Below are 24,223 nucleotides of genomic sequence, written 5' to 3' on the forward strand. Positions count from 1 at the left end.
ATGCGCATTCATCTGTGTCCATCCGTGTTCATCAGTGGTTCCCCTTCTGCGCAGGCGAAACCGAGCGCCACCCTCATGGAGTTGGGGGCTAATTCGGAGACGCGCATTCATCTGTGTCCATCCGTGTTCATCAGTGGTTCCCCTTCTGCGCAGGCGAAACCGAGCGCCACCCCCATGGAGTTTGGAGCCAATGCGGAAGAGCGCATTCATCTGTGTCCATCCGTGTTCATCAGTGGTTCCCCTTCCGCGCAGGTGAAGCCGAGCGTCACCCTCATGGAGTTGGGGTCTAATTCGGAGACGCGCATTCATCTGTGTCCATCCGTGTTCATCAGTGGTTCCCCTTCTGCGCAGGCGAAACCGAGCGCCACCCTCATGGAGTTGGGGGCTAATTCGGAGACGCGCATTCATCTGTGTCCATCCTTGTCCATCTGTGGTTCTTCCTCCTCCCATGCCTGAACGCCCCTACACCTACTACGACTTCACGTTGAGCCTTTGCCCGGAGTGCCTCAGGCGCATCGACGCCAAGGTGGTCTTCGAGGATGAGCTCGTGTACATGCTGAAGCGCTGCCCGGAGCACGGCGCGCAGAAGGTGCTCATCGCCACCGACGTGGACTACTACAAGCGCTGCCGGCACTACCTGAAGCCCGGGGAGATGGTGCGCATCTTCAACACGAGGACCCACTACGGCTGTCCGTACGACTGCGGCATCTGCCCTGATCACGAGCAGCATGGCTGCCTGACGCTGATCGAGGTCACCGACCGGTGCAACCTGGAGTGCCCGATCTGCTACGCCAGCAGCGGCCCCCTGCACGGGAAGCACCGCACGCTGGAGGAGGTGGAGCGCATGCTCGACGCCGCGGTGCGCAACGAGGGCGAGCCCGACGTGGTGCAGCTCAGCGGCGGTGAGCCCACGGTGCACCCGCAGTTCTTCGAGATCCTCGATGCGGCCAAGCGGCGCCCCATCCGCCACCTCATGGTGAACACCAACGGCATCCGCATCGCCAAGGACAAGGCCTTCGCCGAGCGGCTCGCCACCTACATGCCCGACTTCGAGCTCTACCTGCAGTTCGACTCGTTCAAGCCCGAGGTGCTGAAGCGGCTGCGCGGCGAGGACCTCACTGCCTTGCGCATGAAGGCCTTGGAGCACCTGAACGAGGTGAACCTGAGCACCACGCTGGTGGTCACCGTGGAGAAGGGTGTGAACGACGACGAGGTGGGCGCCATCATCGACTTCGCGCTGAAGCAGCGCTGCGTGCGGGGCGTCACCTTCCAACCCGTGCAGGCGGCAGGACGCACCGGGCACTACGATCCCGCCACCGACCGCATCACGCTCACCGAGGTGCGTCAGGCCATCCTGGACCAGGCGCCGCTCTTCACCCCCGAGGACATCGTGCCGGTGCCCTGCAATCCCGACGCGCTGGCCATGGGCTACGCGCTGAAGCTGGGCGGCGAGGTGTTCCCGCTCACCCGCATGATCGATCCGGACGACCTGCTGAACAACAGCCGCAACACCATCGTGTACGAGCAGGACGCCCGCCTGAAGGAGCACATGGTGAAGCTCTTCAGCACCGGTACGCCCAGCGACAAGGCGCATGAGACGCTCCACCGCATCATGTGCTGCCTCCCCGACATCGACGCGCCCGAGCTGAAGTACGAGAACCTCTTCCGCATCATCATCATGCGCTTCATCGACGCGTACGACTTCGACGTGCGGGCCATCAAGCGCAGCTGCGTGCACATCATCGACCCGCGCACCATGAACGCCATCCCGTTCGAGACCATGAACCTGTTCTACCGGGAGGAGGCGCAGCGGAATCGGTTGGCGGAACTGCAACACGGCGAACCTATCTTGTGAGCCGATGAACTCCAAGCTCCTCCGCACGAACCTGCTGGTGCTGCTCGGTTACGCCGTGTTGATCCAGTTGCTATCCCTGTTGGAGAAGAACGGTGCCAGCATGGTGGTGCTGATGGGCATGATGGTCGCCGTGGCGGTGCATGTCTGTGTGCTGGTATTGGGCGCGGTGGTGGTGCTGTTCACCGAAAAGCGGCGTGATGCGGCCACCTGGGTCCTGTGCGCGTTGGCCGTGGGGGTCATCGGCTTCGGCACCTGCTGGGGCGGCGCCTCGCTGGCCGAGCTCTGCTCCGGCCCGGCGAACTTCCACTAAGAACCTGTTTGCAATACCCGCATTTGGCTGCGCGTTGGTCTTTGGCGACCATACTTCGCCGCGAGAACAGTCACGTAGCTCCGGCTATGCTCCTATTCTCGCGTCTCGTCTGGTCGCCAAATCCTCAGCGCTCGCTTCAAAAGGGGGTATTGCAAACAGGTTCTAAGGAGCCTCGGGGTCGAATCCCTTCAGCAGCGCCGCGGCGCGTTCGGCCGCCTTGGCGATGAGCAGGCTGCGCACGGAGGCACCCCGGCCCAGATCCTGCTTGGCCACATGCACGAGCTCCGACCGGTGGATGCGGCCGGTGCCGACGTCCATCAGGTTCACCTGCATCTCCAGGTGCCTCCCGAGGCCTTCCTCATACCGCAGCAGCTTGGTCATCAGCACGTAGCGGGCGCCCAACAGCTGGCCGGCCCGCGCGGCGGAGCGTTCGTCATAGATGCCGTCCAGCGCCCGCTGCTGTTCGGCGAGCAGGGTTTCGGTCTGCTCCCGGGCCACCAGCACCATGAACGGGTCGCGCAGGGCCAGAAGCTCCTCTTTGATGGCAGTGGCAAGGGCGGGAGGCACACCGTTCACCCGGGCCGCATAGGTGGCACGGGCGGCGATGCCCTGCTCCTCCACCGCCACCAGGGCCAGGGTGTAGCTGGCGTTGGCACGGGCCGCATCGCGCAGCGAACGGGCATCCTTGTACGCGGGATCTTCGGCGAGCAGCGCGTCAAGGCCGGCATGCGCCTCGCGCCAGCGGCCTTCCTGGTAGGCCCTGCGGGCCAGGCGGTACTTCGGCACCAGTTCGGCCATGCGAAGCAGGTAAGGGGCTTCGGCGTGGTCGGGCTCCAGGGTCAGCACCTCGTTCAGCAGCTCGCGGCACGGCTGGAAGCGCTCCTCTTCGAAGGCCTGAAGCGCACGCTCGTACAACCCCGCCACGTGCGATCGCCGGGCCTCCAGACGCCGCTCCTCCACCTGCGGCTCCCGCCGCAGGACGAGGCCTTCCGCGGTGGCGCGAGCGGCGAACTCGTTCACGGTGCGCCACCGCTGCTCGCCCAGCTCGTGGTCACCGGCGAGGAAGGCGCTGGACGCCGCGGCTTCCAGCTGCATCAGCACCTGCTGACCCGTCCGCTGCGCACCGGCACGCGCCCTGGCATGTCCCGGTCGCTCCAGCATCGCGGTGCGGTAGGAGGAGAATGCCGCTTCGGGATCGCCGGCCCGCTCGGAACGTTCACCCTCCTTCGCCAGGCGACCGGCCCCCGAACAGGCGGCCAGCACGAACAGCAGGGGGAGCAGTGCACGCATGGGGCGAAGATGGCACAGCGAACCGCATGCCGGACCGCGCTTGCACCCGGCCGTATGTTTGCCCGATGCGTCCCGTCGGTGCTCTGGCCGCCGCGCTCCTCGCGCTGTCGGCCCTGCTGCTGTTGCATCTGGGCACGGGGCCTGTCCCGGTCCCGATGCGTGAGGCCGTGCGCGCGCTCCTGGGCCTCTCCGGCGTCGATCCGGCGCTCATCACGGTGGTGCGCGAGGTCCGGCTTCCTTCCGCACTGACGGCCATGCTCGTGGGCGCCGCTCTGGCATGCAGCGGTGCGGTGATGCAGACACTGTTCGCCAATCCGCTCGCGGGCCCGAGCGTGCTGGGCGTCAGCTCCGGCGCGGGCTTGGGCGCGGCCCTGATCCTGCTGGTGCCCGGCCTTTCCACGGCGCTGGGTACCGCGGCCGACGGCGCCCTTGTGCTGGCCGCATTCGCCGGTGCGCTGGTGGTGCTTCTGGGCATCGTGTACGCCGACAGGCGTCTGGGGGACCCGGTCACGCTCCTCATCCTGGGCCTCATGGTGGGGCACCTCAGCGGCGCCCTCGTCAGCGTGCTTGAGGTGGCGGCCGGAGAGGGCTCCCTGCGGGGCTTCGTGCTGTGGGGCATGGGCTCCTTCGCCGGCGTGGGCCTGGACCGGATGCCGTGGCTCGTGCTGCCCATCGCGGTCGGGCTGCTGCTGGCCCTGGGGCACGTCCGCATGCTGGATGCCCTGCTGCTCGGGGAGGAGTATGCCCGGTCCATGGGCGTAGGGGTGCGTGCTGCGCGCACCCGCCTGATCCTGGCCACCGGCCTCATGGCCGGCGCGTCCACCGCGTTCTGCGGCCCCATCGCCTTCATCGGGCTGGCCACCCCGCACCTGGCCCGCGCGGTGCTTCGCTCGGCGGACCACGGCCTGATCCTGCCCGGCAGCGCCCTGCTCGGCGCCCTGCTGGCGTTGGCCTGCGATATCCTGGTGCGCCGTGTGGACGGATTGCCGCTCAACGCCATCACCTCGCTGATCGGTGCGCCGGTGGTGGTATGGGTGCTGTGGAGCGGACGGCGCTGGGCGCGAATGGCCACCGGATGACGAGCACGACGCTGCATACCGAGGAGTTGGTGATCGGGCATGCGCGCCGACCGTTGCGCCCGACCCTCGAGCTGCTCTTGCGGCCGGGCACCGTCACGGCCCTGCTGGGCAACAACGGTTCGGGCAAGTCCACGCTGTTGCGGACCCTTTCGGGAGCACTGCCGACGATCTCCGGACGCGTGCTTCTCAACGGTCGACCGGTGCACGGCATGACGGAGCGCGATCGGGCCCGCCAGGTGGCCGTGGTGCTGGCCCACCGCCCGCGCACCGGCCTGATGCGGGCGAAGGAGGTGGTGCGCCTCGGCCGCGTGCCGTGGAGCGCGGGCTGGTTCCGGGCACACGCCGATGATCACGCCCTGGTCCTTCAGGCCATGGCGCATACCGGCACGGCGGCGCTGGCCGACAGGCTGTTCAACGAGCTCAGCGACGGCGAGGCACAACGTGTGCTGATCGCCCGCGCCCTCGCGCAGGACGCGCCGGTGCTGTTGCTGGACGAACCCACGGCCTACCTCGACGTCAGCCAGCGCGCGGTGCTGATGCAGCTGCTGCGCCGAACGGCACGGGAGCGCGGCCTCACCGTCCTGCTGGCCACGCACGACCTGCAGCAGGCGCTGGACAGCACGGACGCCGCGCTGGTCCTCGGCCGGGACGGGACCTTCTTCCATTGACCTCCCGAGGAGGCTGTGCGGAGCGGTGCGATCGCGGGAGCCTTCGCGGTGGACGGGCTGAGGTTCGATGCGGAGCACCGGGTCTTCAGGCCTCTGGAATGACGAAGCCCCGGCAGGCCGGGGCTTCGCGATGGGACAGCAGGACCGCTTACTTGCGCAGCGAGTCGCGGATCTCCATGAGGAGCTTCTCCTCGTTGCTGGGGCCTGGCGGCGGGGGCGCCGGCTCCGCCTTCTTCATCTTATTCACGGCCTTCACCACCATGAAGATGGCGAACGCCACGATGAGGAAGTCGATGATCACCGTGATGAACGCGCCGTACTTCACGGAAACTTCGGCGACCGCTGGTGTCACCACCGCCCCGGCGGCATCCTTCACCTCCGCCACACCGTGTTGGATCACCCACTTCAGCTCCTTGAAGTCGACACCGCTGGTGAGCATGCCCACAAGAGGCATCACCATGCCGTCCACGAAGCCGCTGACGACCTTTCCGAAGGCGCCGCCCATCACGAACGCGACCGCCGTGTCCACCAGGTTGCCGCGCATCGCGAACTCCTTGAACTCCTTCATCATGCTCATGGTCAACAGGGGTTGATTGGTTTGGGTTATGAGGCGAAGCTAGCGATCGGCGCGATGTGGCCTGCGTGGTGATCAGCGTGACGCGAACCGGTAGTGGTCTTCCTGCGGTGTGCCCTTCGCCAGGCCCGAGACGACCGCATGCCAACCGGACCCTTCACGGAAATAGCGGATGTGCTGGGGGAAGTCGTGCGCCAGGTTGGTGAAGTGCAGGGTGTCACCCCCGGCGGGCACGGCGTTGAAGTCCGTCCACTCGCCATTGTTCTGCCCGCCGGGCAGAGCGGAATACACCAAGGTTCCCCCGCGCCGCATCAGCTTCAGCCCTTCGATGAACACCGTGTCCGCGCCGGCCAGCACGCGGCCCGCTCCGGACAGCGTGCTGTCGTCCACCTGCGTCCAGGCCTCCACCACCGTAAAGGTGTCGCTGCTGGTGCTGTCCACCCAGTCGCCTAGCAGGGTGCGGGCGAGGTCCCACCCGTCCTTCGACGCCTCGGCGAGCGCGGCGGACGGGGGCTGACAGCCGGGCAGGAGGGTAAGCAGGATGAGCAGGGAGTGGAGCGTGGTCCTCATGTCAGGGTCTCGATGGCAGCGCGGATGGGGGCGGGGATGGGCACCTTATGACCCTTGGCATAGTCATACATCACCTGCACGCTGGTGCCTTCGGCCAGCAGGGAGCCTCCGGCATCGGTGAGGCGGTAGGCCAGGGTGAAGCTGGTGGTGCCCACATGCACCGCGCCGGTCCGGATGTGGAGCGTGGCGGGCCAGTGCACCGGGTACTTGAAGTCACAGGTGGTGCTCGCCAGGATCACGCCGATGCCGTGCTCGGCGTGCGAGCGCAGCGCCCCGATGCGGTCCAGATAGTGCATGCGCACGCTCTCCATCCAACGGAAGTAGACCACGTTGTTCACGTGGCCGAAGAGGTCCTGCTCGCCCCAGGCGACGGTGATGTCGAGCCCGATGGGCAGATCGCGGTCGGCTGCGCTCACGCCTGTCGCAGCTCCTTCACCAGCTGCTTGTGCTGTTCGCGCAGGCGCTCCACATCACGACGGGTGCGGTCGGCCTGCTTCTCCAGTTCCTTCCGCATGGCCTCGCCGCTGGCGCTCTTGAAGTTGAACATGCCCATCTTGTTCTCGAACTGGCGCAGCTCGTTCTCCAGCTCCTCGATCTTGCGTTTCACGAAGCGGGTCTCTCGCTCGATACGGTCACGGCCGTCGGGCGCGCTCTTGAGGCTCTCCACGTGGTCGTGGAACTGGGCACGCCGGCGCTCTTCGCCTTCCACCTTCAACTGGCCGTAGTGCTTGTCCAGCGCCGCCCGGTAGCGGTCCTGCAGGGTGTCGAAGTGCTTGGGGGACACCCGGCCGCATTCCAGCCAGCGCCTGCTGAAGGTCTTCAGGGTGTCCAGGTCGGCATTGCGGTCGCTGGTGAGGGCGAAGCCTTCCAGCTCCGCCAGCAGGGCTTCGCGGGCCTTGAGGTGCTCGGCCTGCTCGCCGTCCAGCTTGTCGAAGTGGGCCTTGCGGGCGGCGAAGAAGCCGTCGCACGCCTCGCGGAACCGGTTCCACAGCTTCTGCTCGTCGCGCGGACCGGCCGACCCCGCCCCCCTCCACTGTTGCTGCAGGGACTTCAGATTGTCGGCGGTCTGCCGCCATTCGGTGCTGTCCTTCAGGGCCAGCGCCTGGTCCAGCAGGGCCTGCTTTTTCTCACGCGCACCCTTGAACTGGTCCTTCAGGGTGTCGAAGTACTGCTTCTTCCGGTCGAAGAAGGCGTTGCAGGTGTTGCGGAACTCCTTCCAGATGCGCTCGTTGTCCTTCTTGGTGGCGAAGCCGATGGACTTCCAGGCGTTCTGCGCCTCCAGCACCTGGTCGGTGAGGGCCTTCCAATCCTTCACGGCCACCTCGGCGCTCTGGTCCACCAGGGCCTGCACTTTGTCGATCAGGGCCTGTTTGGCGGCCAGGTTGGTCTCGTGCTCGGTACGGCGGGCCTTGTAGTACTCGTGGATGCGCTCGTACACCACGCGGGTGGCGTTCCAAAAGCGGTCGCGGACGGTCTCCCATTCCTCCTTCACCACCGGGCCGATCTGGTGCCACTTCTCCTGGTAGTCCTTCACCAGGGCCTCGGCCTCCTTCACGCTGTCCACGCGTTGCACGGCCTCCATGTCGGCGATCAGGGCCTGTTTCAGCGCGGTGTTCTTCTTCAGGTCGTGGTCGCGCAGCTCCTTGTAGATGCGGATGTGGTAGAAGAAGTCGTCCAGCAGGTGGGCGTAGTCGCGCTGCAGGTCACGGTAGGCCTGCTGGGGCACGGGGCCGATGGTCTTCCACTTCTCCTGCAGGTCCTTGAAGCGCTGGAACGCGCTGCCGATGTTCTCCTCCTGATGGATGAGGGCTTTGAGCTCCTCCATCACGGCCAGCTTGGCGGCCAGGTTGTCGGCCTCCTCCTTGGCCTTGCGACGGCGCACATCGTTCACCTTCGTGTGGAAGGCGTCCACCAGCTGTTTGAACCGCTTGTCGTCCTCGTCGCCCAGCGGCGCTGATTCAATGGGGACCTGCGCGGGTGCATCGGCACCCTCGGCAGGCGGTTCTCCCGCGGCCACGGTGGCGGCATGCTGGGCCTCGGCCACCAGCGCCTCATAGCTCTCCTTCACGGCATCCACCAGCTCAGCGGTGTGCTCCAGGTCTTCGTTCTGGAGCAGCGCCTCCATTCGGGCGATAAGCTCCGCTTTCGTGGTCATGGTCAACTGCGGCCGACCGCTCAGGCGCACCGCCGACCAAAGATAGACGGCCCTTTTGGAACGGGGCGCGCGCTAGACGGCCAGCCCGAGCACGCACACATCGTCCATCTGCTCGTGGGCGCCCTTCCAGGCGTCGAACGCGCGCTCGAGCTCCTCGGCCTGCAGGGCCAGCGGAAGGTGCTGGTGCTGCTGCAGGATGGCGCTCAGCCGCGTGGCCATGAACTTGCGGCCGTCGGGCCCGCCGAACTGGTCCACGTAGCCGTCGCTGAACAGGTAGATGCGGTCGCCGGCATGGTACGCCAGGCGATGCACGGTGAAGCGGCGTTCCGCATCATGCTGGTTGCCACCGATCGGCCGGCGGTCGCCGTTGATCACGGTGAGCTGGCCATCGTGCATCCAATACAGGGGCCGGAAGGCACCGGCGAAGAGGATCTCGCGCTGGGCGCGGTCCACCCGGCACAAGGCGATGTCCATGCCGTCCCCCGCTCCCAGGTGTTCACCGCGCTGGTTCAAGGCCTGGATCATCCGCTGATTGAGCAGGGCCAGCAGCTCGGCCGGGTCCTTGTCCGGATGCTGGGTCACCAGCTCGTTGAGCAGCGAACAGCCGATGGCGGCCATCATGGCGCCGGGAAGGCCATGCCCGGTGCAGTCCGCCTGGGCCACCAGCCGCACATGCTCGCTGAGGCGGTGCACCCAATGGAAGTCGCCGCTTACCACGTCCTTGGGACGGTTGAGCACGAAGTGGTCATCGAAGAGCTCACCATAGCGCTCGGGCCGGGGGATGAGCGCCGATTGGATCTTGCCGGCGTAGGCGATGCTGTCGGTCACTCCATCATGCCGCTGCTGCAGCGCATTTCGCGCCTCTTCCTCCCGACGAACCAGGCCCCCCACGAACCGCATGAGGAAGCCGCCCACCAGGACCAAGGCCAGGGCCAGCAGTCCCACGTTGCGCCACAGGCGCCCCAGGGCCAGGGCATCGAGCTCCGCGGTGGGCAGCTCGGCCACCAGCGCGGCCACCACCTTGCCGCGGCCGTTGCGCACGGCATCGAAGGCCACCACATGGTCGTCCGCCAGCGCCCGGCCGGGGTCGATGCGGCCTTCGATGATGGTGGCGATGAGCGCGGCCTGGGCCGGACCGGTGTAAGCCTCGCGGAGCACCGGCGTTCCTGCGCTCGTCACCACCACCTGCAGTTCCTGTTTGCCGGCATCGTAGGCCACCAGGCGCAAGGGCAGGCTCAGCCGGTTGGCCTCGGCCGGCTTGCGCAGGTTCTCGTGCAGCACGTAGTACCAGGGGTCCTGGGCGTTGTGCAGCAGCATCCCGCGCGAGTCGTACTTCTCCAGCAGACGCGTCACCCGGCTGCCATCGAGGGCCGTGGCCAGCGTGCCGGTGATGCCGCTCAACCGCGCCACCGCCTCGTGCCGCAGGGTGCGCCGGGTGGCGGCATGCGACCAGGCCACCAGCGCCGCACCCACGGTGAGCAGGGTGGCCAGGAGCACCAGCAGCACGGTGCGGGTGGTGGAAGGGCGGTGCAGGTCCAAACGCGGAGCGCCCGGGTGGTCCGGGCCGGGTGTTCATACGGGCCCGGACGGAGGTGGGTTGCCCCCGCCTGCCGAACTTCGCGCCGCATCAACGCGCACCCATGAACGACGGCTACGTCAAGCACGCCGTGGCGGACGGCATCGCCACCGTCACCTTCCATCACCCCAAGAGCAACAGCCTGCCCGGGCATGTGCTGCGCGACCTGGCGGACGCCATCACCCGCATGGGCGCCGATCCGGCGGTGCGCGTCATCGTGCTGCGGAGCGACGGCGACAAGGCCTTCTGCGCCGGGGCCAGCTTCGATGAGCTGCTCACCATCGATACGGCCGCCAAGGGGCTGGCCTTCTTCAGCGGGTTCGCGCTCGTGATCAACGCCATCCGCACCGCGCCATGCCTGGTCATCGGCCGGGTGCATGGCAAGGCGGTCGGCGGTGGGGTGGGCCTGGCTGCGGCCTGTGATGTCAGCTATGCGCACAGCGGATCGAGCGGGCGTCTCAGCGAACTGGCCATCGGCATCGGCCCCTTCGTGGTGGGCCCGGCGGTGGAGCGCAAGGTGGGCACCGGGGCGTTCGGGTTCATGAGCTTCACCCCGGCGGCTTGGCGCGACGCGGAGTGGTGCCGGCAGCACGGCCTCTACCAGGCGGTGTTCGCCACGGTGGAGGAACTGGACAAGGCCTTGGACGCCCATGCCCGCGAGCTGGCCGCATACAGCCCGGATGCCATGCGCGACCTGAAGCGCGTGCTCTGGCACGGCACCGAGGATTGGGACAGCCTGCTCGCCGAGCGCGCAGCCACCAGCGGGCGGCTCATCCTCTCGGACTTTGCGGTGAACGCCATCAACCGGTTCAAGGCCGAGGCGGCGAAGCGGTAGTCCCAGGGGTCGGACGGGGAAGCCCCCGGCTCACACGCCGGTATACGCCGGCTTGCGCTTCTCCAGGAAGGCCTTCACGCCCTCGTTGTAGTCGTGGCTGCGGCCGGCGATGCTCTGTAGCTCGTTCTCGTGGTCCAGCTGAGTGTCGAGGCTGCTGTGCTGCGCGCGGTTCAGCGCCTCCTTGGTAAGGGCGATGGCCTTGGTGGGCATGGTGGCCAGCTTCTTCGCCAGCGCGGTGGCCTCGTTCATGAGCTCGGCATCGGGCACAGCCTTCCAGATCATGCCGAGGGCCTGGGCTTCTGCGGCGCTCACCTTGGGCGCCAAGATCATCTGCCCGAAGGCGCGCTGCATGCCCACCAGGCGGGGTAGCGTGGACGTGCCGCCGCTGTCGGGGATCAGCCCGATGTGGATGAAGCTCTGGATGAAGGTGGCGCTCTCGGCCGCCAGCGTGAGGTCGCAGGCGTAGGCGATGTTGGCTCCGGCACCGGCCGCCACCCCGTTCACCGCGCATACCACCGGTTTGGGCAGGTTGCGCAGGCGCCGCACGATGGGGTTGTATTGCGTGGAAATGATCTCCTCGATCCGGGTGCCGGGCGCGATGGCCTCGGCCAGGTCCTGCCCCGCGCAGAAGGCCCGCCCTTCGCCGGTGAGCAGTACGGCCCGCACGTTGGCATCGTCCTTGGCCTTGTCCAGCGCATCGATGGTCTCCAGCGCCATCTCCCGGTCGAAGCTGTTCAGCTTGTCCGGACGGTTCAGGGTGATGGTGGCGACGCCGTCGGCGACGGTGTAGTGGATCTTAGTGTAGTTCATTGATCGAGCTTATCGAGTCCGGTTTGGCGGAGGATGGCGAGCAGGGTGCCCTTCGGCAGATCGCCACGGTGCAAGGGTACCACGGTCATTTTGCCGGTAGCGCGGTTCTTGAAGATCTGGTGCGATCCCTTGGATCGAATGTGTTCAAAGCCGTGCTGCTTCAACAGGCGGATCAGGTCGGCCGCCGTCATGCTGGGCGACTTGGCCATCAAGAAGCCAGGACGAGGGAATACTCGAAGGTCTTGCTGTCGTCCGGAACCGGGTCACCTTCAGCTTCCAATGTTTCCACATAGAGTTCGATGGCTTCCTTGGCCATGCTCAACGCGTGGTCGATCGATTCCCCGTAAGTGATGCAACCGGGAAGGGCCGGTACGGAAACCGTGAACCCTCCTTCAGGTTCTTGTGTCAGTAGGACGCGGTAGGTGCGTTGCGACATGTATGCAAGATACTACCGGTCACAAACACTTGAACTGATCGAACGGCTCCAGGCAGTCATTGCACTTCCACAGCGCCTTGCAAGCCGTGCTTCCGAAGAGCGAGAGCATCACGGTGTTGGTGGAACCGCACTGGGGGCAGGCCACCACGGGCTGTTCGCCCTTCAGCGCGCGGATGTCGGCGGTCTTCTCCGGCGGCGCGATGCCGTAGGTCTTCAGCTTGCGCTTGCCGGTCTCGGTGATCCAGTCGGTGGTCCAGGCGGGGGAGAGGCTCATCTTCACCTCCACGGCCGGCACGCCCGCTTCCAGCAGTTCCTTCTTGATGTCGGCCGCCATCACGTCCATGGCCGGGCAGCCGGTGTAGGTGGGGGTGATGGTGACGATGGCCTTGCCGTCCGCTTCCACCTCCACCTGCCGCACCACGCCCAGCTCCAGCACATTGATGGCCGGGATCTCCGGGTCCTTCACGTAATCGAGGAGCTCGAGGATGCGGTCCTTGGTGATCATGCGAACGCGATTAACCGCGACGACGCAACGGCGCAACGGTAACGCGGAGAAAATGGACTTTCACGTTGCGCATCCGTCGCGTCGTCGCGTCGTTGCGGTTCTTTTCTACCACTCGGCTCCCGGGTACGCCCGCTGCAGGTACTGCATCTCGGCCAGGATATAGCCGAGGTGCTCGCTGTGCTTGCCTTGGCGACCACCCGTGGCCATGAAGCCGTCGGCCGGGCGCTTCAGTGTGGCCTCGGCCAGCACGCGGTCCACCGTGGCGTCAAAGGCGGCCTTGATCGCCGCCATCGCGGGGGCGATGCCGGCCTTGACCAAAGCTTGGTGCACGGCGTCCTCCTCGAAGAGCTCACCGGTATAGGTCCAGAGGTGGTCCAGTGCTTCCTGCGCACGGCGGTGGCTTTCCTCCGTGCCATCGCCGAATCGGACCAGCCACTCGCTGTCGCGCTTCAAGTGGTAGGTCACTTCCTTCACCGCCTTCGCGGCGATGGCGGCGATGGTGGCATCGCCGCTATTGGCCAGCGCCTCCTGATAGGGTAGGTGCCAGGCATCAAAAAGGAACCCGCGGACGATGGTGTGGGCATAATCGCCGTTGGGCTGCTCCACCAGTTTGCAATTCACGTACTGTCGCTCATTGCGCAGGAAGGCCAGGTCGTCCTCGTCGCGGCCCTTTCCCTCCAGCCCACCGGCGTAGGTCAGGTAGTTGCGCGCCTGCCCGATGAGGTCGAGCGCCACGTTGCTCAGGGCCAGGTCCTCTTCGAGCACGGGTCCGTGGCCGCACCATTCGCCCAGGCGATGGCCCAGGATGTGCGTGTCATCCGCACGGCGCAGCAGGAATTGGATGAGCGCTTCCTTCTGGTCCATGGCTCAGATGTACTTGGCGCCTTCAGGCATCACGTAAAAGGTGGGATGCCGGTAGGCTTTGTCGTTGGCCGGCTCGAAGAAGGGGCCGATGTCCTCGGGGCTGCTGGCGCTGATGGCCGCTGCCGGCACCACCCAGATGCTCTCGCCCTCGTTGCGGCGGGTGTAGATGTCACGGGCGTTCTCGATCGCCATTTGGGCGTCGGCGGCGTGCAGGCTGCCGCAGTGCTTGTGCTCCAGGCCCCGCTTGCTCTGGATGAACACCTCCCATACGGGCCAATCCTTCTCGTTGCTTGCCATGGTTGTTGTCCTGTGATCCGCCTGGCGGCGGTGGGTTCGAAATGCTCAGGCTGCCACGACGGTCTTCCGCGAGGCCTTCTTCGCCGCGTGGGCTGCGGCAGCCTCGCGCACCCAGCGGCCGTTCTCGTGGGCCTCGATGCGCGCCTTCATGCGTTCACGGTTGCACGGACCATTGCCGGCGACAACGTTGTTGAACTCGGTCCAGTCGATGGGGCCGAAATCGTAATGGCCGCGCTCCTCGTTCCACTTCAGCTCGGGATCGGGCACGGTGAGGCCGATGGCCTCGGCCTGTTGCACGGTGCGGTCGACGAAGGTCTGGCGCAATTCGTCGTTGCTCTGACGCTTGATCTTCCACTTCATGCTCTCGGCGCTGTGCGCGCTCTGGGCGTCGTTCGGGCCGAACATCATCAGGCTGGGCCACCACCAGCGGTTCATGGCGTCCTGGGCCATCTCCCGCTGCTCGGGGGTGCCCTTCATACAGCTGGCCATGATCTCGTAACCCTGACGCTGGTGGAAGCTCTCCTCCTTGCAGATCCGCACCATGGCGCGGGCATAGGGGCCATAGCTCGTCCGGCACAACATCACCTGGTTCATGATGGCGGCACCGTCCACCAGCCAGCCGATCGCACCGATGTCGGCCCAAGTGAGGGTGGGGTAGTTGAAGATGCTGCTGTACTTGGCCTTGCCGGTGAGCAACTGCTCGATGAGCTCGTCGCGGCCGATGCCCAGTGTTTCGCAGGCGCTGTAGAGGTACAGGCCGTGCCCGCCCTCGTCCTGCACCTTGGCGAGCAGGATGGCCTTGCGGCGCAGGTTCGGGGCGCGGGTGATCCAGTTGCCCTCAGGCAGCATGCCCACCACTTCGCTGTGCGCGTGCTGGCTGATCTGGCGGACGAGGGTCTTGCGGTACTTCTCCGGCATCCAGTCCTTCGGCTCGATCTTCTGCTCGTCGTCGATCTTGGACTGGAAGCGTTCCTCAAGGTTCTGTACGTCGGTCATGGCGGGTGTGCGAACGGCAAAAATAGGCCTTGCGACCCAGCTTGGGCTGACGCCGGTCAACCCGATGAACAGAAAGTCGGCCACAGCGGTTCACGGATGGCGCACGCGACAACGACGTTGCTTGATGACGACATGACCACTTGGACCCTAATTTCGCGCCCGCCGATCGGCACCCTTTCCATGGCCCGTTTCCATCCTTTGACCGTATCGCAGGTGACACAGGAGACCCCTGACGCCATCGTGATCGGGTTCACCGTACCGTCCGCCCTGCGTGACGAGTTCCGCTTCACCCACGGTCAGTATGTCACGCTCAAGCTCTCCATCAACGGGGAGGAGCTGCGGCGCAGCTACAGCATCTGCAGCAGCCCACTGGACGTGGACGGCTTCCGTATCGCGGTGAAACGCGTTCAGGGCGGGCGGGCGAGCACCCAGCTGGTGGAGAAGCTCCAGGCGGGCATGTCTCTGGAGGTGATGGCCCCGATGGGCCACTTCACCACCGCGCTCGACCCGGCGAGCAGCCGGCACTTCGTGGCCTTCGCGGCGGGCAGCGGCATCACCCCGATCCTCAGTATCCTGAAGACGGTGCTGAGGACCGAGCCCAACAGCAGGTTCACGTTGTTCTATGGCAACACCGACACGGACCGGATCATTTTCCGCGGCAGGCTGGCCGAACTTCAGGCCCAGTTCGGTGCCCGCCTCGCGGTACACCACATCCTCAGCAAGGGCCGTGAACAGGATGCCCTGTTCAACGGGCGGATCAACGCGGAAAAGGCCCGACAGTTGCTGACGCGCTTCGTGACGGACGGCATGGACAAAGAGTTCTTCATCTGCGGCCCCGAGCAGATGATGGTGAACGTGAGCGAGGCCCTGGAGACCGCCGGCGTGGAGAAGAAGCGCATCCACATCGAACTGTTCACCAGCCCGGTGACCGCCGAGGCGAAACGGGAGGTGGCCCATGCCACCACTGCGGCGTTCACAGGCCAGGCAGAGGTGGTGGTGCGGCTGGATGGCCGTGAGCAGGTGCTGCACATGACGGCCAAGGGCGACCCCGTTCTTGATGCGGCCATCGACGTCGGTATGGACGTGCCCTACGCCTGTAAGGGAGCGGTCTGCTGCACCTGCAAGGCCCGCGTGGTGGAAGGCCAGGTCGAGATGGACATGAACTACGCCCTTACGGACGAAGAGGTGGCGCAGGGCTATGTGCTCACCTGCCAGACCCATCCCCGCAGCGCACGGGTGGTGATCGACTACGATCAGCACTGAGCCACGGGCAATGGAAAAGGCGGGCTTACGGGCCCGCCTTTCGTGTTCCTGCCGGCCGGGTTGGTGGTGGTTGTGGCCGGGCGGGGAACAGGCTTTTCAGAAGGAGGCCTGCGCGTGGCCGACCACTTTGGTCTGGATGTGCTCCAGGTAGCGCTCACTGTGGTAGAAGCCGCCCATCTCGGTGTTCCAGCGCACGATGGCGCTCGGGAAGTCGGCATAGAACGGATCGATGCCGGCGGTCTTGCCCTTCGGGATGAGGTTCACGTAACACTCATAGTCCGGATAGGTGACCAGGTCGGGCGGAAGGCTGGTGTCGATCAGCACGAGCTTGTCCTCGAAACCCTCCTTTGTGACCCGCACCAGGAAGCTCTGGTCGATGTCCAGGTCCAGGGAGAATCCCCCTTTCTTGTCCACGGCGACCTGGCCCATCTTCTCATCACCTTTCCAAAGTTCGACTTGATAGTCCTGGACCTGCTTGCCATCGGCCAGCACCTCGCCGCGAATGGGAACGTACCAACCATCGGCCTGGTCGCGCCGGTCCACGAGCTTGCGTTTCTGGGCATGCACGGCGGGCAGCGTGAGCAGCACGAGCAGGGGGAGGGTCATCAACTTCTTCATGGGAAATGGGTTCTCAAGGGTGGTCGTCCTGGTCGTGGTCACAGAGGTGTTGTTCCTACGCCGGTGCCGGGGAAAGGGTTACGGACGGTCCTTAGGACGCGAAGGGCAGCGCGGTGCGCTCGGCGACCGCGCCGTTCATGCGCAGGTGGATGGTGGTGCCCTTGCCCACGGTGCTCTCGGCCCGGACCTCGCCCCCGTGCTTGTTCACGATGCGTTGCACGATGGCCAGGCCGATGCCGCTTCCTTCGAACTGGTCCGCGCGATGCATCCGCTTGAAGGCGCCGAACACGGCCTTGGCCCCGGTGCTGTCGAAACCGACCCCGTTGTCCTGCACACGAAGCACCTCACCGCCGGCGTCCTGGTCCAGCCGTACCTCGATGCGCGGGGCTTCCACCTGGCGCGTGAACTTCACGGCATTGGACAGCAGGTTAACGAGCACGACCTTCAACATGGCAGCGTCAGCGTGCAGCACACTTTCCGTGGGCACGGCGTTCACCAGCTGCGGTGCATGGGGCGCGGACGGCAGTTCGTCCATCACCTCCTGCACCAGGTCGCGCAGGCGGATGTCGCTCCGCTGGAGGTCGCGGTTGTTGGTCTGGGAGAAGCGGAGGAGGTCATCGACGAGCTCGAGCATCCGGCCCGCGCCACGCTGGATGCGGCTGCTCAGCTCGCGTCCGTCGACGTCGGTGGAGGGCTGGTGCTCCTGCAGGAGCTGACACAGGGCCAGTACGTTCTTCAATGGGCTGCGCAGGTCGTGCGCCACCGTGTAGGAGAAGGCGCCCAGGTCCTCCAGGGCCTCCAAAAGCTGGCGGGTGCGCACGGCCACGCGGCGGTCCAGGTCGCTGTTGAGCTTTCGGAGCTGAAGCTCCTCGGCACGCCGATCGGTGATGTCCTTGATGATCACCTGGAAGCTGCGGTGTCCGTCATCGGTCTTCCCCAGATAGCTCACGGTGAGCAGCCCGTCGATGGGGTCGCCAGCGCTGTTCCGAAGGGTGAGGTCAACGTTGCGGAACGAGCGCCCCCGCAGTCGGCCGCTCAGCGCAGGGCCCAAGGAGGTGGGATCGGAGAGCAGGTCGTTGAAACTCCGCGCCAAGAGTGCCGCACGGTCCAGGCCCACCAAGCGCTGCGTGCTCGGATTGGCATCGTGGATGCGCCCGGTCTCATCGAGGATCACGATGGGGTCGCCCGAGGTGGCGAAGACCTGTTCATACCGGCGCAGCAGCCGGTCGCGGTCCACACGAAGGCGGAACACCTCGTGGGCCTGCTGGATGCGCAGCAGCAGGTCGCTCGCATCCCAGGGCTTGGTGACGTAGGCATAGATGCGGCCTTTGTTCACCGCATCGATCACGGCCTGGATGTCGGCGTATCCGGTGAGCAGCATCCGAATGGTGTCCGGGTGCCGCTGTTTGACCTGAGCGAGGAAGTCCACCCCGGTCACCTGGGGCATCCGCTGGTCGCTGATCACCACGGGGATCGGCGTACGCTCCAGGATCTCCAGGGCCTGCTCTGCGGTGGAGGCGGTAAAGACCTCCAGATCACGGCGGAAGTTGGCGCGGAAGGCGACCAGGTTGCCTTCCTCATCGTCCAGGTAAAGGACCTTGATGCGTTCCTTGTTCATGTCTTCAAGCGCGTTGCTCCTGTTGCTCATGGCGCTGGTGAGGCTGGCGCTGAGGCAGGGTGACATGGAAGGTGGCGCCCGCTCCCGGCAGGCTCTCCACGGTGATCCGGCCGCCGTGCTTCTCCACGATGCTATAGGCGATCGACAGCCCCAGCCCCGTGCCTTCGCCCACGTCCTTGGTGGTGAAGAAGGGCTCGAAGACCTTGGCCATGACGGCCTCGGTCATGCCCGGCCCGTCGTCGGCGATGGAGATCCGCACCGCATCGCCGACCGTCGTCGAGCGAACGGTGATCGTGCCACGGCGCAGGTCCTTCCGGGAGGCGATCGCTTGGATGGCGTTGTTCAGGATGTTCATGAATACCTGGTTCAGCTTGCCCGGATGGCACTCCACGGCGGGTAGCTGGCCCAGCTCAAGCTGCAATTCGGCATGGTCTTTCAGCTGGTTGGCCAGCACGGTGAGGGTGCTTTGCAGGCCCTCGTTCAGGTCGGCCAGCTTGAGGTCGTCCTCATCGAGCCTGCTGAAGTTGCGCAGGCCGCGGACGATCTCCGCCGTGCGATCCGCACCTTCTTCGATGCTGCGCAGGATCTCGCCGAGCTCGACGATCGACCCGTCGAGGTCCAGTTCGGCCTCGCGCTCCCTGAGCGCCGGTAGGGAGGTGGTGGCCTGCGCTGCATCCACCGAACGGTAGCCGTTCAGCACCTCCAGCACATCGGCCAGGTCACGGCGCAGCGGGGGGATGTTGCTGGTGATGAAGTTCACCGGGTTGTTGATCTCGTGCGCGATGCCCGCCGTCAGCTGACCCAGGGAGGCCATCTTCTCGGCGTTCACCAGCTGGCTCTGCGTGCGCTTCAGGTGGTCGTTGCTCTCCTGCAGCTCCTTGGTGCGCTCCTGCACCTTGGACTCGAGCATCACGTTCTGCTCGCGGATGATGCGTTCGTTCTCCTGGGCCATGGACAGCGCATCGGCCTGGCTCCGTTCCTTTTCGCGTCGGAGGATGTTGATCCGGTCGGCGAGACCGAAGGAGAGCAAGAGCACCTCGGCCACGGAGCCGATCGGCATGGTATAGTTGGAAAGGGCGTTGTAAGGGATGATGTCCTTGTCCTTGAGCACGAAGAGGATCACTCCGGCCAGGAACATGCTCCACGCAAGCAGGAAAAAGGAGGCCTCACGCGCACCGCGACGATGAAGGACGATAGCGACCCAAAGCTGATAGACCGCGTAGGAGCCTGCGGCGGCCTGGGCAAGCTGGTACCCGATGAGCGGCAGACCGACGGTGGCCATGACCACACAGGACAAAAGGACCAGGATGGCCAATATCCGAACCGGAACGTACAGGGCCACCTTCGACCTTACCTGGAGGAACCGTCCCATGAACTCGCCCGCCACGATCGCCGTGGCACATGTCAGGACGAGGGATGAGTTCGTTGCGAGCCAATTGCTGTATGGGAGCAGTTCGAATCCGAGGGTTCCGAGGAAACTGAGCTGCGTCAAGCAAACGAGTCCGATGTAGATCACATAGAGCAGGTAGCTCCTGTCCTTGATCGAGAAGAAGACGAAGAGATTGTACAGCCCCATGACCGCCATGATCCCGATGAAGGCACCGATCCAAAAGGTCCTGGTGGTGGCGTAGTTCTGGAAGTAGGTCTGGTCGCAAATGGCGATCGGAGCATGCAGTTGTTTCAAACTGCGCAGTCGGATCAGAATGGTGGTGCTCTGGTCTTTGGGGAGCGGTACACGGAAACCGTACAATGGTGTGCTCTGTGCACTCAGGTCCAACGCCCTGCGCTGTCCAACACGGGCGACGGCGATCATCGTGCCGCCGGAGACGGCGTATACATCGACCTCTTCGACCTCTGGATACTGGAGGAGCAGCACCGGGTCGGTGCTGGTTCCATTGTTCATGATCCGAAGTCTCAACCATGTGGTTGATGCGGAGATACCAAGGTTCGGGATCTCCTTTCCCGCCATCGCGAAATCCCCGTTGGCAAGCACCTCACGAGCCTCCATGGTGGACGTGCTGTCCACAAAGACACCTGTCTGCCTTCCCAGCCAGCCGGTGTAGGGTTCGCCACGATAGACGACCAGGTCGTTACCAGGCTGGCTCGCCATGCCCGGAACGGCCGTCGCAAGAATGACCAGGCACGCAATGACCGCACGCATCCCGCGCTTCTACGCGGTGCTCGGTGCAGTTGTTCCGCCCAACGGTTAAGCGGAGTACTTCAGGCGCTCCATGAGGATGGCAGAGTAGGTCTCCATGCCTACGTGGCAGTTCGAAAGGCAGAGATTGTAGTGCACCTCGAGCGGTTTCCCGGAAGGCGACTCCTCTCGCACCTGGGTCGGACGAAGCCTGAGGCTGAACAGTAGCTGCCGGTGTGCCTCCTTCGCATGAGGAAGAAGGGTGGTATCGGGGTTCACCATGGCGACCGCCGTGTGGGTCTCGATCGGGTAGTGAGGGAAGGTCCCGCCCTGCCCGATCGATCCCATCCGGATGAACCCGTTCGAGCGCGGGTGCCTTTCGGTGTAGTGCGCGACCAGGCACACCATGCGCTTCATGCCGACAGGCAGGCTAACGGCAGTGACGGCATGACTAAGGAGCACCGGGACACCGAATCCCGCGAACCGGTGAGCGTTCCAAAGACCACAGACCTCTCCCAGTCCGAAAGGACGAAGAGCGGATATCTCATCCGTGATCATCGGTGCGAGCGTGAGCAATGACCGCTCCATGGGAAGCAGATGTCCTTCCATTGAACGTTGCAGGCGGATGCCGCCTACCATACCGAGCTCGCGATGCAAGGCCACGATCACGATGCAGTCCGGGTCGGTCGTCCATTCGTTCGTGTTCGACGATACTTTGGAGATGCCGTAGTCAGCAAGTACCTGCCGATGCTCAGAAAGGAATTCCCCGCACAGGTCGGGACGTTCCGGCGCCCGAAAGGCGTGCAGTTCAATGGAGTTCGTTCTCATGGGTCGGATCGATCAGTGAGGAACAACGTGCTCAAGGGCCGCCTGACGGACCGTGTGGTCGGACCCTTGGTCCTGGACAGGCGGATCATGAAGACCGGTTCCAGGCCGTTCAGGTGGAAGACACTGGTCAGAGAGGTGAAGAGCGAGAGGGCCTCTTCGCGTTCCTGAGCGGAAAGCGAAGTATCTCCCGGTCGCCGCGCGGGACTTGCGAGAAAGATGGGTGCGGACAGCGGATGCACGGCCAGCCCCAGCTGCGTGGCCTGAAGCCAGAGCCGCTCCGCCGCCCGCCCTCCTTCAATGCACCGTTCTGCGTCGACATCGGGCATGGTCAGTAAGGCCACCGCTGAAGCGGTCCGGACCGCGTTGGCGGAGAGCTTCTCGAGCGCTTTGCCCCCGGACACTCCGCGCAACGCACGCATGGCCAGGGTGGATGAGGCCATACGGAGACCCACCCGGTCGGTGGCCGAAAGTTCCAAGGTCTCGATGTCCAGACCATCACCAGCGCGCACGGCTTCCTCGTGGCTCCACCGGATCTGCTTGGTGAAGAACTCCTCATGACCGTGCTCGTTCATGATCCTCAGGCGGTCCGCCTTGCCACAGATCTCAGCGATCCGTTCGATCTCGACCCTGTCGGTGAGCAGGCGCACTTCAGCACCACGGATCGATGAGGCAGCGTTGTGCAGGCTGTCCATCTCGGACGTACGCAAGGGACTGCTGTCGCCATGGGTCCGGTCCGTATGCCGGTGCTTTATTTGTGCTGCAAGCGATCGATCGAGAGCTTCTGGGTCACGGTCAACGCTTCTGTGCAGAGCGGCGACCAGTGAAGGATGGTCTTGGTCCGGGAACAGGGTGTGCTCAAGTGGCCTGCCCGCCTCCGCGGAGGACAGTAGGATGTTCTCCAGGCACATCCCAAGGCCGATGTGCGGGATCATCTCCTCGCTATCGAGTTCGGAACGGGACCGAAGCCGGTCATGAAAGAGCAACAGCCGACCGTCGCGAAGTACGATCCTCCAAGGCTGCATGTTGTCCGCCCCAAGGGAGGTGAAGCCAGAGGCTGCGGCTCAAGTAGGATGCCGGAGTCCAGCTGAAGTTCCGCGGCTTCAGGAAGGCGTTCGATCTCCTTCGCAGGCGTCGCCGTCGTGTCGTCGGTGACCAGCTCCTCCAGATCAACGTACCATCGACCGGAGGAGCGCATCCCATCCAGCGCCATACGCCGGTGCAGATCACCGACCAACGCACCCCCGAGTTGCACGCCAGTGGCTAACTGAGGCCAGGTCGTCAGGCTCTGTCCCACCTCGACCATGCTCGCCTTCATGCGCGCGCTAAGTCCGTCCATACCCGCGATCGGTGCCAGGAAAGGCAGTTTCTCCTCGTTGGTCCGGGCCGCTGCCGCCGCCTCGGGGTCGAGGTGGTCGATCAGCCCGTGCAACAGCGGTCGCTCCGGCTCCAGATCGAAGCGTTCCACGTCGATCATGCCCCGGTCACTGGTGTCCATCACCACAGGGATCCGATGCGCTTTGGCGCGCTGACGGGCCAGGATCTTGATGTCCACACTGTCGCACTCCTCCACCAGCATGTCCAACTTACCGCCGTCCGTCAGGAACCGGTCAAGGTTATCGCGGGTGATGCCGTCGTGGAAGCAGGTCACCTTCAGGAAGGGGTCGATCTCGGCGATCTCGCGGGCCACGTTCACGGTTTTGGGCAGGCCCAGGTTGTGCACGCCGCTGCGCAGGCGGTTCAGGTTGCTCAGGTCGAGGCGGTCGTGGTCGGCGATCCGAAGCTCCCCGAAGCTGCGCTCGAGCGCGAGCGCCAGGCTGACGCTCTGGCCCACGCTAAGGCCGATGACACCGATGCGTTTGGTGTAGAGGAGCTCCTGCTCCTCCCGCGTGATCTTGTTGCGGTTCCGGTCGGTGCGTACCCGGGCGAAATCGACCTCGTCGAGCAGGTGCACCAACCGGCCGCTCCAGGGGTAGTAGACCCAGACCCCGTGATCCTCCATGCGGGTGCCGGCCAGATGATCGCTCACCGCCAAGTCCAGCTCGTGCGCCGTGAACCGACGGGCCGGGGACTGGATCCGCAGCAGTTCGCCGAGCTGTTCCCGGAGGCGGTCATGCACATGCAACACCCGGCCCGCTCTGAAGAGGGACTCAAGGCCGGCCCGGTCGGCCTCCACGGTGGGCCTGAACACCTGCGCTGCGCAGGTGAGCGCATCCGTTCCCGCCTCGCGCAACCGCGCGTGGAGTCCCATGTCCATGGTCCTGAAGAGATCGCCGGTGAGGTGTCCAAGTTCACCCGGCGGGTCAAAGCTAATCAACTATGGATTATTAACAACTTATGAACATTTATCGCCGTGGAGGCATCGTAACCTGGCAGGCCGGCGTTCCGTAAAGGCGAACGCGGACGAACCCATGTCCGGTGCTAGCCATGGCCACACGCGTGTTCAACCTGGGTACCGATCCCGACCGCCCGGTCGTGCTGTTCGTCGACGATGACGCGGGCAATAGGCAGGCGTTCCACGCAACGTTCCGGCGCTCGTTCGAGGTGCTCACGGCGAGCGGGTTCGAGGAGGCCTGGCAGTTCCTGTCGAACCGGCCGGTGGATGTGATCATCACCGACCAGCGCATGCCGGGCACCACGGGCAGCCAGCTCCTTTCAATGGTCCGCGAACGATTTCCCCAGGTGCGCCGCATGCTGGTCACGGCCTATTCGGACATCCAGGCCGTGATCGACGCGGTGAACCTGGGCGGGGTCACCAACTACATCGCCAAACCATGGGATCCGGCACGCCTGGAGGCCTTGGTGATGGCGGCCCACGCCGAGATCAAGGCGGAGCGGCAGCGCGAACAGTACACGCAACAGCTCGTGGAGGCCAACCGCCAGCTCGAGTTCGCCCTGCGCCAGCGGTTGCTTTCCTGACCAGCGGTGAGCCGCGCGCGCCG

27 protein-coding genes are annotated in these 24,223 nt (G+C 65.1%); 8 read left to right on the top strand and 19 right to left on the bottom strand.

Features of this window, described 5'->3' with window-relative positions:
- The 3 genes from IPJ87_05345 to IPJ87_05355 are packed head-to-tail and all read left to right on the top strand — an operon-like array spanning position 1 to position 2,165.
- The gene (locus tag IPJ87_05345) at positions 1 to 456 is read left to right on the top strand and encodes a hypothetical protein (GenBank protein MBK7941285.1); all 456 of its coding nucleotides are present in this window, start codon (positions 1 to 3) and stop codon (positions 454 to 456) included.
- Entirely contained in the window at positions 449 to 1,855 is a 1,407-nt protein-coding gene (locus tag IPJ87_05350) for a radical SAM protein (GenBank protein MBK7941286.1), read from the top strand. Before IPJ87_05345 ends, IPJ87_05350 begins: the two co-directional genes overlap by 8 nt.
- A 4-nt stretch (positions 1,856 to 1,859) precedes the next feature.
- Positions 1,860 to 2,165, top strand: a complete 306-nt coding sequence (locus tag IPJ87_05355; protein ID MBK7941287.1) for a hypothetical protein — start codon at positions 1,860 to 1,862, stop codon at positions 2,163 to 2,165.
- Positions 2,166 to 2,327: 162 nt separating this feature from the next.
- Here IPJ87_05355 and IPJ87_05360 read toward each other — a convergent pair whose 3' ends face one another.
- Positions 2,328 to 3,455 (bottom strand): hypothetical protein, encoded by a 1,128-nt coding sequence (locus IPJ87_05360; GenBank protein MBK7941288.1) that lies wholly within the window; start codon positions 3,453 to 3,455, stop codon positions 2,328 to 2,330.
- A gap of 65 nt (positions 3,456 to 3,520) precedes the next feature.
- Here IPJ87_05360 and IPJ87_05365 point away from each other — a divergent pair, with 65 nt between their 5' ends.
- Both IPJ87_05365 and IPJ87_05370 read left to right on the top strand, forming a co-directional pair.
- Positions 3,521 to 4,534 carry an iron ABC transporter permease gene (locus tag IPJ87_05365; GenBank protein ID MBK7941289.1) on the top strand — a complete coding sequence of 338 codons (1,014 nt, stop codon included), beginning with the start codon at positions 3,521 to 3,523 and terminating at the stop codon, positions 4,532 to 4,534.
- A complete protein-coding gene (locus IPJ87_05370; GenBank protein MBK7941290.1) occupies positions 4,531 to 5,202 on the top strand; it encodes an ABC transporter ATP-binding protein in 672 nt (223 codons plus the stop codon). Before IPJ87_05365 ends, IPJ87_05370 begins: the two co-directional genes overlap by 4 nt.
- Before the next feature lie 148 nt (positions 5,203 to 5,350).
- On the opposite strand, the gene mscL is transcribed toward IPJ87_05370, so the two are convergent.
- From mscL to IPJ87_05395, 5 genes are all read right to left on the bottom strand, one after another.
- A complete protein-coding gene (gene mscL, locus IPJ87_05375) occupies positions 5,351 to 5,779 on the bottom strand; it encodes a large-conductance mechanosensitive channel protein MscL (GenBank protein MBK7941291.1) in 429 nt (142 codons plus the stop codon).
- A gap of 72 nt (positions 5,780 to 5,851) precedes the next feature.
- A complete protein-coding gene (locus tag IPJ87_05380; GenBank protein MBK7941292.1) occupies positions 5,852 to 6,346 on the bottom strand; it encodes a hypothetical protein in 495 nt (164 codons plus the stop codon).
- Positions 6,343 to 6,762 carry an acyl-CoA thioesterase gene (locus IPJ87_05385; GenBank protein MBK7941293.1) on the bottom strand — a complete coding sequence of 140 codons (420 nt, stop codon included), beginning with the start codon at positions 6,760 to 6,762 and terminating at the stop codon, positions 6,343 to 6,345. Before IPJ87_05385 ends, IPJ87_05380 begins: the two co-directional genes overlap by 4 nt.
- The gene (locus IPJ87_05390; GenBank protein MBK7941294.1) at positions 6,759 to 8,471 is read right to left on the bottom strand and encodes a DUF349 domain-containing protein; all 1,713 of its coding nucleotides are present in this window, start codon (positions 8,469 to 8,471) and stop codon (positions 6,759 to 6,761) included. The genes IPJ87_05385 and IPJ87_05390 overlap by 4 nt, the downstream gene beginning before the upstream one ends.
- 102 nt (positions 8,472 to 8,573) lie before the next feature.
- On the bottom strand, positions 8,574 to 10,007 hold the full coding sequence (locus IPJ87_05395; GenBank protein ID MBK7941295.1) for a SpoIIE family protein phosphatase: 1,434 nt from the start codon (positions 10,005 to 10,007) through the stop codon (positions 8,574 to 8,576).
- A gap of 134 nt (positions 10,008 to 10,141) precedes the next feature.
- Between IPJ87_05395 and IPJ87_05400 the strand changes: the two genes are divergently transcribed.
- The gene (locus tag IPJ87_05400; protein MBK7941296.1) at positions 10,142 to 10,912 is read left to right on the top strand and encodes an enoyl-CoA hydratase/isomerase family protein; all 771 of its coding nucleotides are present in this window, start codon (positions 10,142 to 10,144) and stop codon (positions 10,910 to 10,912) included.
- A 30-nt stretch (positions 10,913 to 10,942) separates the two neighbouring features.
- On the opposite strand, the gene IPJ87_05405 is transcribed toward IPJ87_05400, so the two are convergent.
- From IPJ87_05405 to paaA, 7 genes are all read right to left on the bottom strand, one after another.
- Positions 10,943 to 11,722, bottom strand: a complete 780-nt coding sequence (locus IPJ87_05405; GenBank protein ID MBK7941297.1) for a 2-(1,2-epoxy-1,2-dihydrophenyl)acetyl-CoA isomerase — start codon at positions 11,720 to 11,722, stop codon at positions 10,943 to 10,945.
- Positions 11,719 to 11,913 carry a type II toxin-antitoxin system HicA family toxin gene (locus IPJ87_05410; protein ID MBK7941298.1) on the bottom strand — a complete coding sequence of 65 codons (195 nt, stop codon included), beginning with the start codon at positions 11,911 to 11,913 and terminating at the stop codon, positions 11,719 to 11,721. Before IPJ87_05410 ends, IPJ87_05405 begins: the two co-directional genes overlap by 4 nt.
- Before the next feature lie 17 nt (positions 11,914 to 11,930).
- Positions 11,931 to 12,158, bottom strand: a complete 228-nt coding sequence (locus IPJ87_05415) for a type II toxin-antitoxin system HicB family antitoxin (GenBank protein MBK7941299.1) — start codon at positions 12,156 to 12,158, stop codon at positions 11,931 to 11,933.
- Positions 12,159 to 12,177: 19 nt separating this feature from the next.
- Positions 12,178 to 12,663: a phenylacetate-CoA oxygenase subunit PaaJ gene (gene paaJ, locus IPJ87_05420; GenBank protein MBK7941300.1), complete on the bottom strand. Its 486-nt coding sequence runs from the start codon at positions 12,661 to 12,663 to the stop codon at positions 12,178 to 12,180.
- Positions 12,664 to 12,768: 105 nt separating this feature from the next.
- The gene (gene paaC / locus IPJ87_05425; GenBank protein MBK7941301.1) at positions 12,769 to 13,527 is read right to left on the bottom strand and encodes a phenylacetate-CoA oxygenase subunit PaaC; all 759 of its coding nucleotides are present in this window, start codon (positions 13,525 to 13,527) and stop codon (positions 12,769 to 12,771) included.
- Positions 13,528 to 13,530: 3 nt separating this feature from the next.
- Positions 13,531 to 13,824: a 1,2-phenylacetyl-CoA epoxidase subunit B gene (gene paaB, locus IPJ87_05430; protein ID MBK7941302.1), complete on the bottom strand. Its 294-nt coding sequence runs from the start codon at positions 13,822 to 13,824 to the stop codon at positions 13,531 to 13,533.
- Positions 13,825 to 13,869: 45 nt separating this feature from the next.
- Entirely contained in the window at positions 13,870 to 14,820 is a 951-nt protein-coding gene (gene paaA / locus IPJ87_05435; GenBank protein MBK7941303.1) for a 1,2-phenylacetyl-CoA epoxidase subunit A, read from the bottom strand.
- 180 nt (positions 14,821 to 15,000) lie between these two features.
- On the opposite strand from paaA, the gene paaK reads away from it, so the two are divergent.
- On the top strand, positions 15,001 to 16,083 hold the full coding sequence (paaK, locus tag IPJ87_05440) for a phenylacetate-CoA oxygenase/reductase subunit PaaK (protein ID MBK7941304.1): 1,083 nt from the start codon (positions 15,001 to 15,003) through the stop codon (positions 16,081 to 16,083).
- Between the two features lie 96 nt (positions 16,084 to 16,179).
- On the opposite strand, the gene IPJ87_05445 is transcribed toward paaK, so the two are convergent.
- From IPJ87_05445 to IPJ87_05470, 6 genes are all read right to left on the bottom strand, one after another.
- The gene (locus tag IPJ87_05445; GenBank protein ID MBK7941305.1) at positions 16,180 to 16,701 is read right to left on the bottom strand and encodes a hypothetical protein; all 522 of its coding nucleotides are present in this window, start codon (positions 16,699 to 16,701) and stop codon (positions 16,180 to 16,182) included.
- Between the two features lie 91 nt (positions 16,702 to 16,792).
- A complete protein-coding gene (locus IPJ87_05450) occupies positions 16,793 to 18,385 on the bottom strand; it encodes a response regulator (GenBank protein ID MBK7941306.1) in 1,593 nt (530 codons plus the stop codon).
- Positions 18,324 to 20,429, bottom strand: a complete 2,106-nt coding sequence (locus IPJ87_05455; protein MBK7941307.1) for a GHKL domain-containing protein — start codon at positions 20,427 to 20,429, stop codon at positions 18,324 to 18,326. The genes IPJ87_05450 and IPJ87_05455 overlap by 62 nt, the downstream gene beginning before the upstream one ends.
- Positions 20,430 to 20,525: 96 nt before the next feature.
- The gene (locus IPJ87_05460; GenBank protein MBK7941308.1) at positions 20,526 to 21,284 is read right to left on the bottom strand and encodes a hypothetical protein; all 759 of its coding nucleotides are present in this window, start codon (positions 21,282 to 21,284) and stop codon (positions 20,526 to 20,528) included.
- Entirely contained in the window at positions 21,281 to 21,976 is a 696-nt protein-coding gene (locus IPJ87_05465; GenBank protein ID MBK7941309.1) for a hypothetical protein, read from the bottom strand. Before IPJ87_05465 ends, IPJ87_05460 begins: the two co-directional genes overlap by 4 nt.
- A gap of 236 nt (positions 21,977 to 22,212) precedes the next feature.
- Positions 22,213 to 23,538 (bottom strand): Rv1355c family protein, encoded by a 1,326-nt coding sequence (locus IPJ87_05470; GenBank protein ID MBK7941310.1) that lies wholly within the window; start codon positions 23,536 to 23,538, stop codon positions 22,213 to 22,215.
- Positions 23,539 to 23,708: 170 nt separating this feature from the next.
- Between IPJ87_05470 and IPJ87_05475 the strand changes: the two genes are divergently transcribed.
- On the top strand, positions 23,709 to 24,200 hold the full coding sequence (locus IPJ87_05475) for a response regulator (protein MBK7941311.1): 492 nt from the start codon (positions 23,709 to 23,711) through the stop codon (positions 24,198 to 24,200).
- Positions 24,201 to 24,223: the final 23 nt, after the last annotated feature.

The sequence above is a fragment of the Flavobacteriales bacterium genome (assembly GCA_016713875.1).
Taxonomy (GTDB): domain Bacteria; phylum Bacteroidota; class Bacteroidia; order Flavobacteriales_F; family PHOS-HE28; genus PHOS-HE28.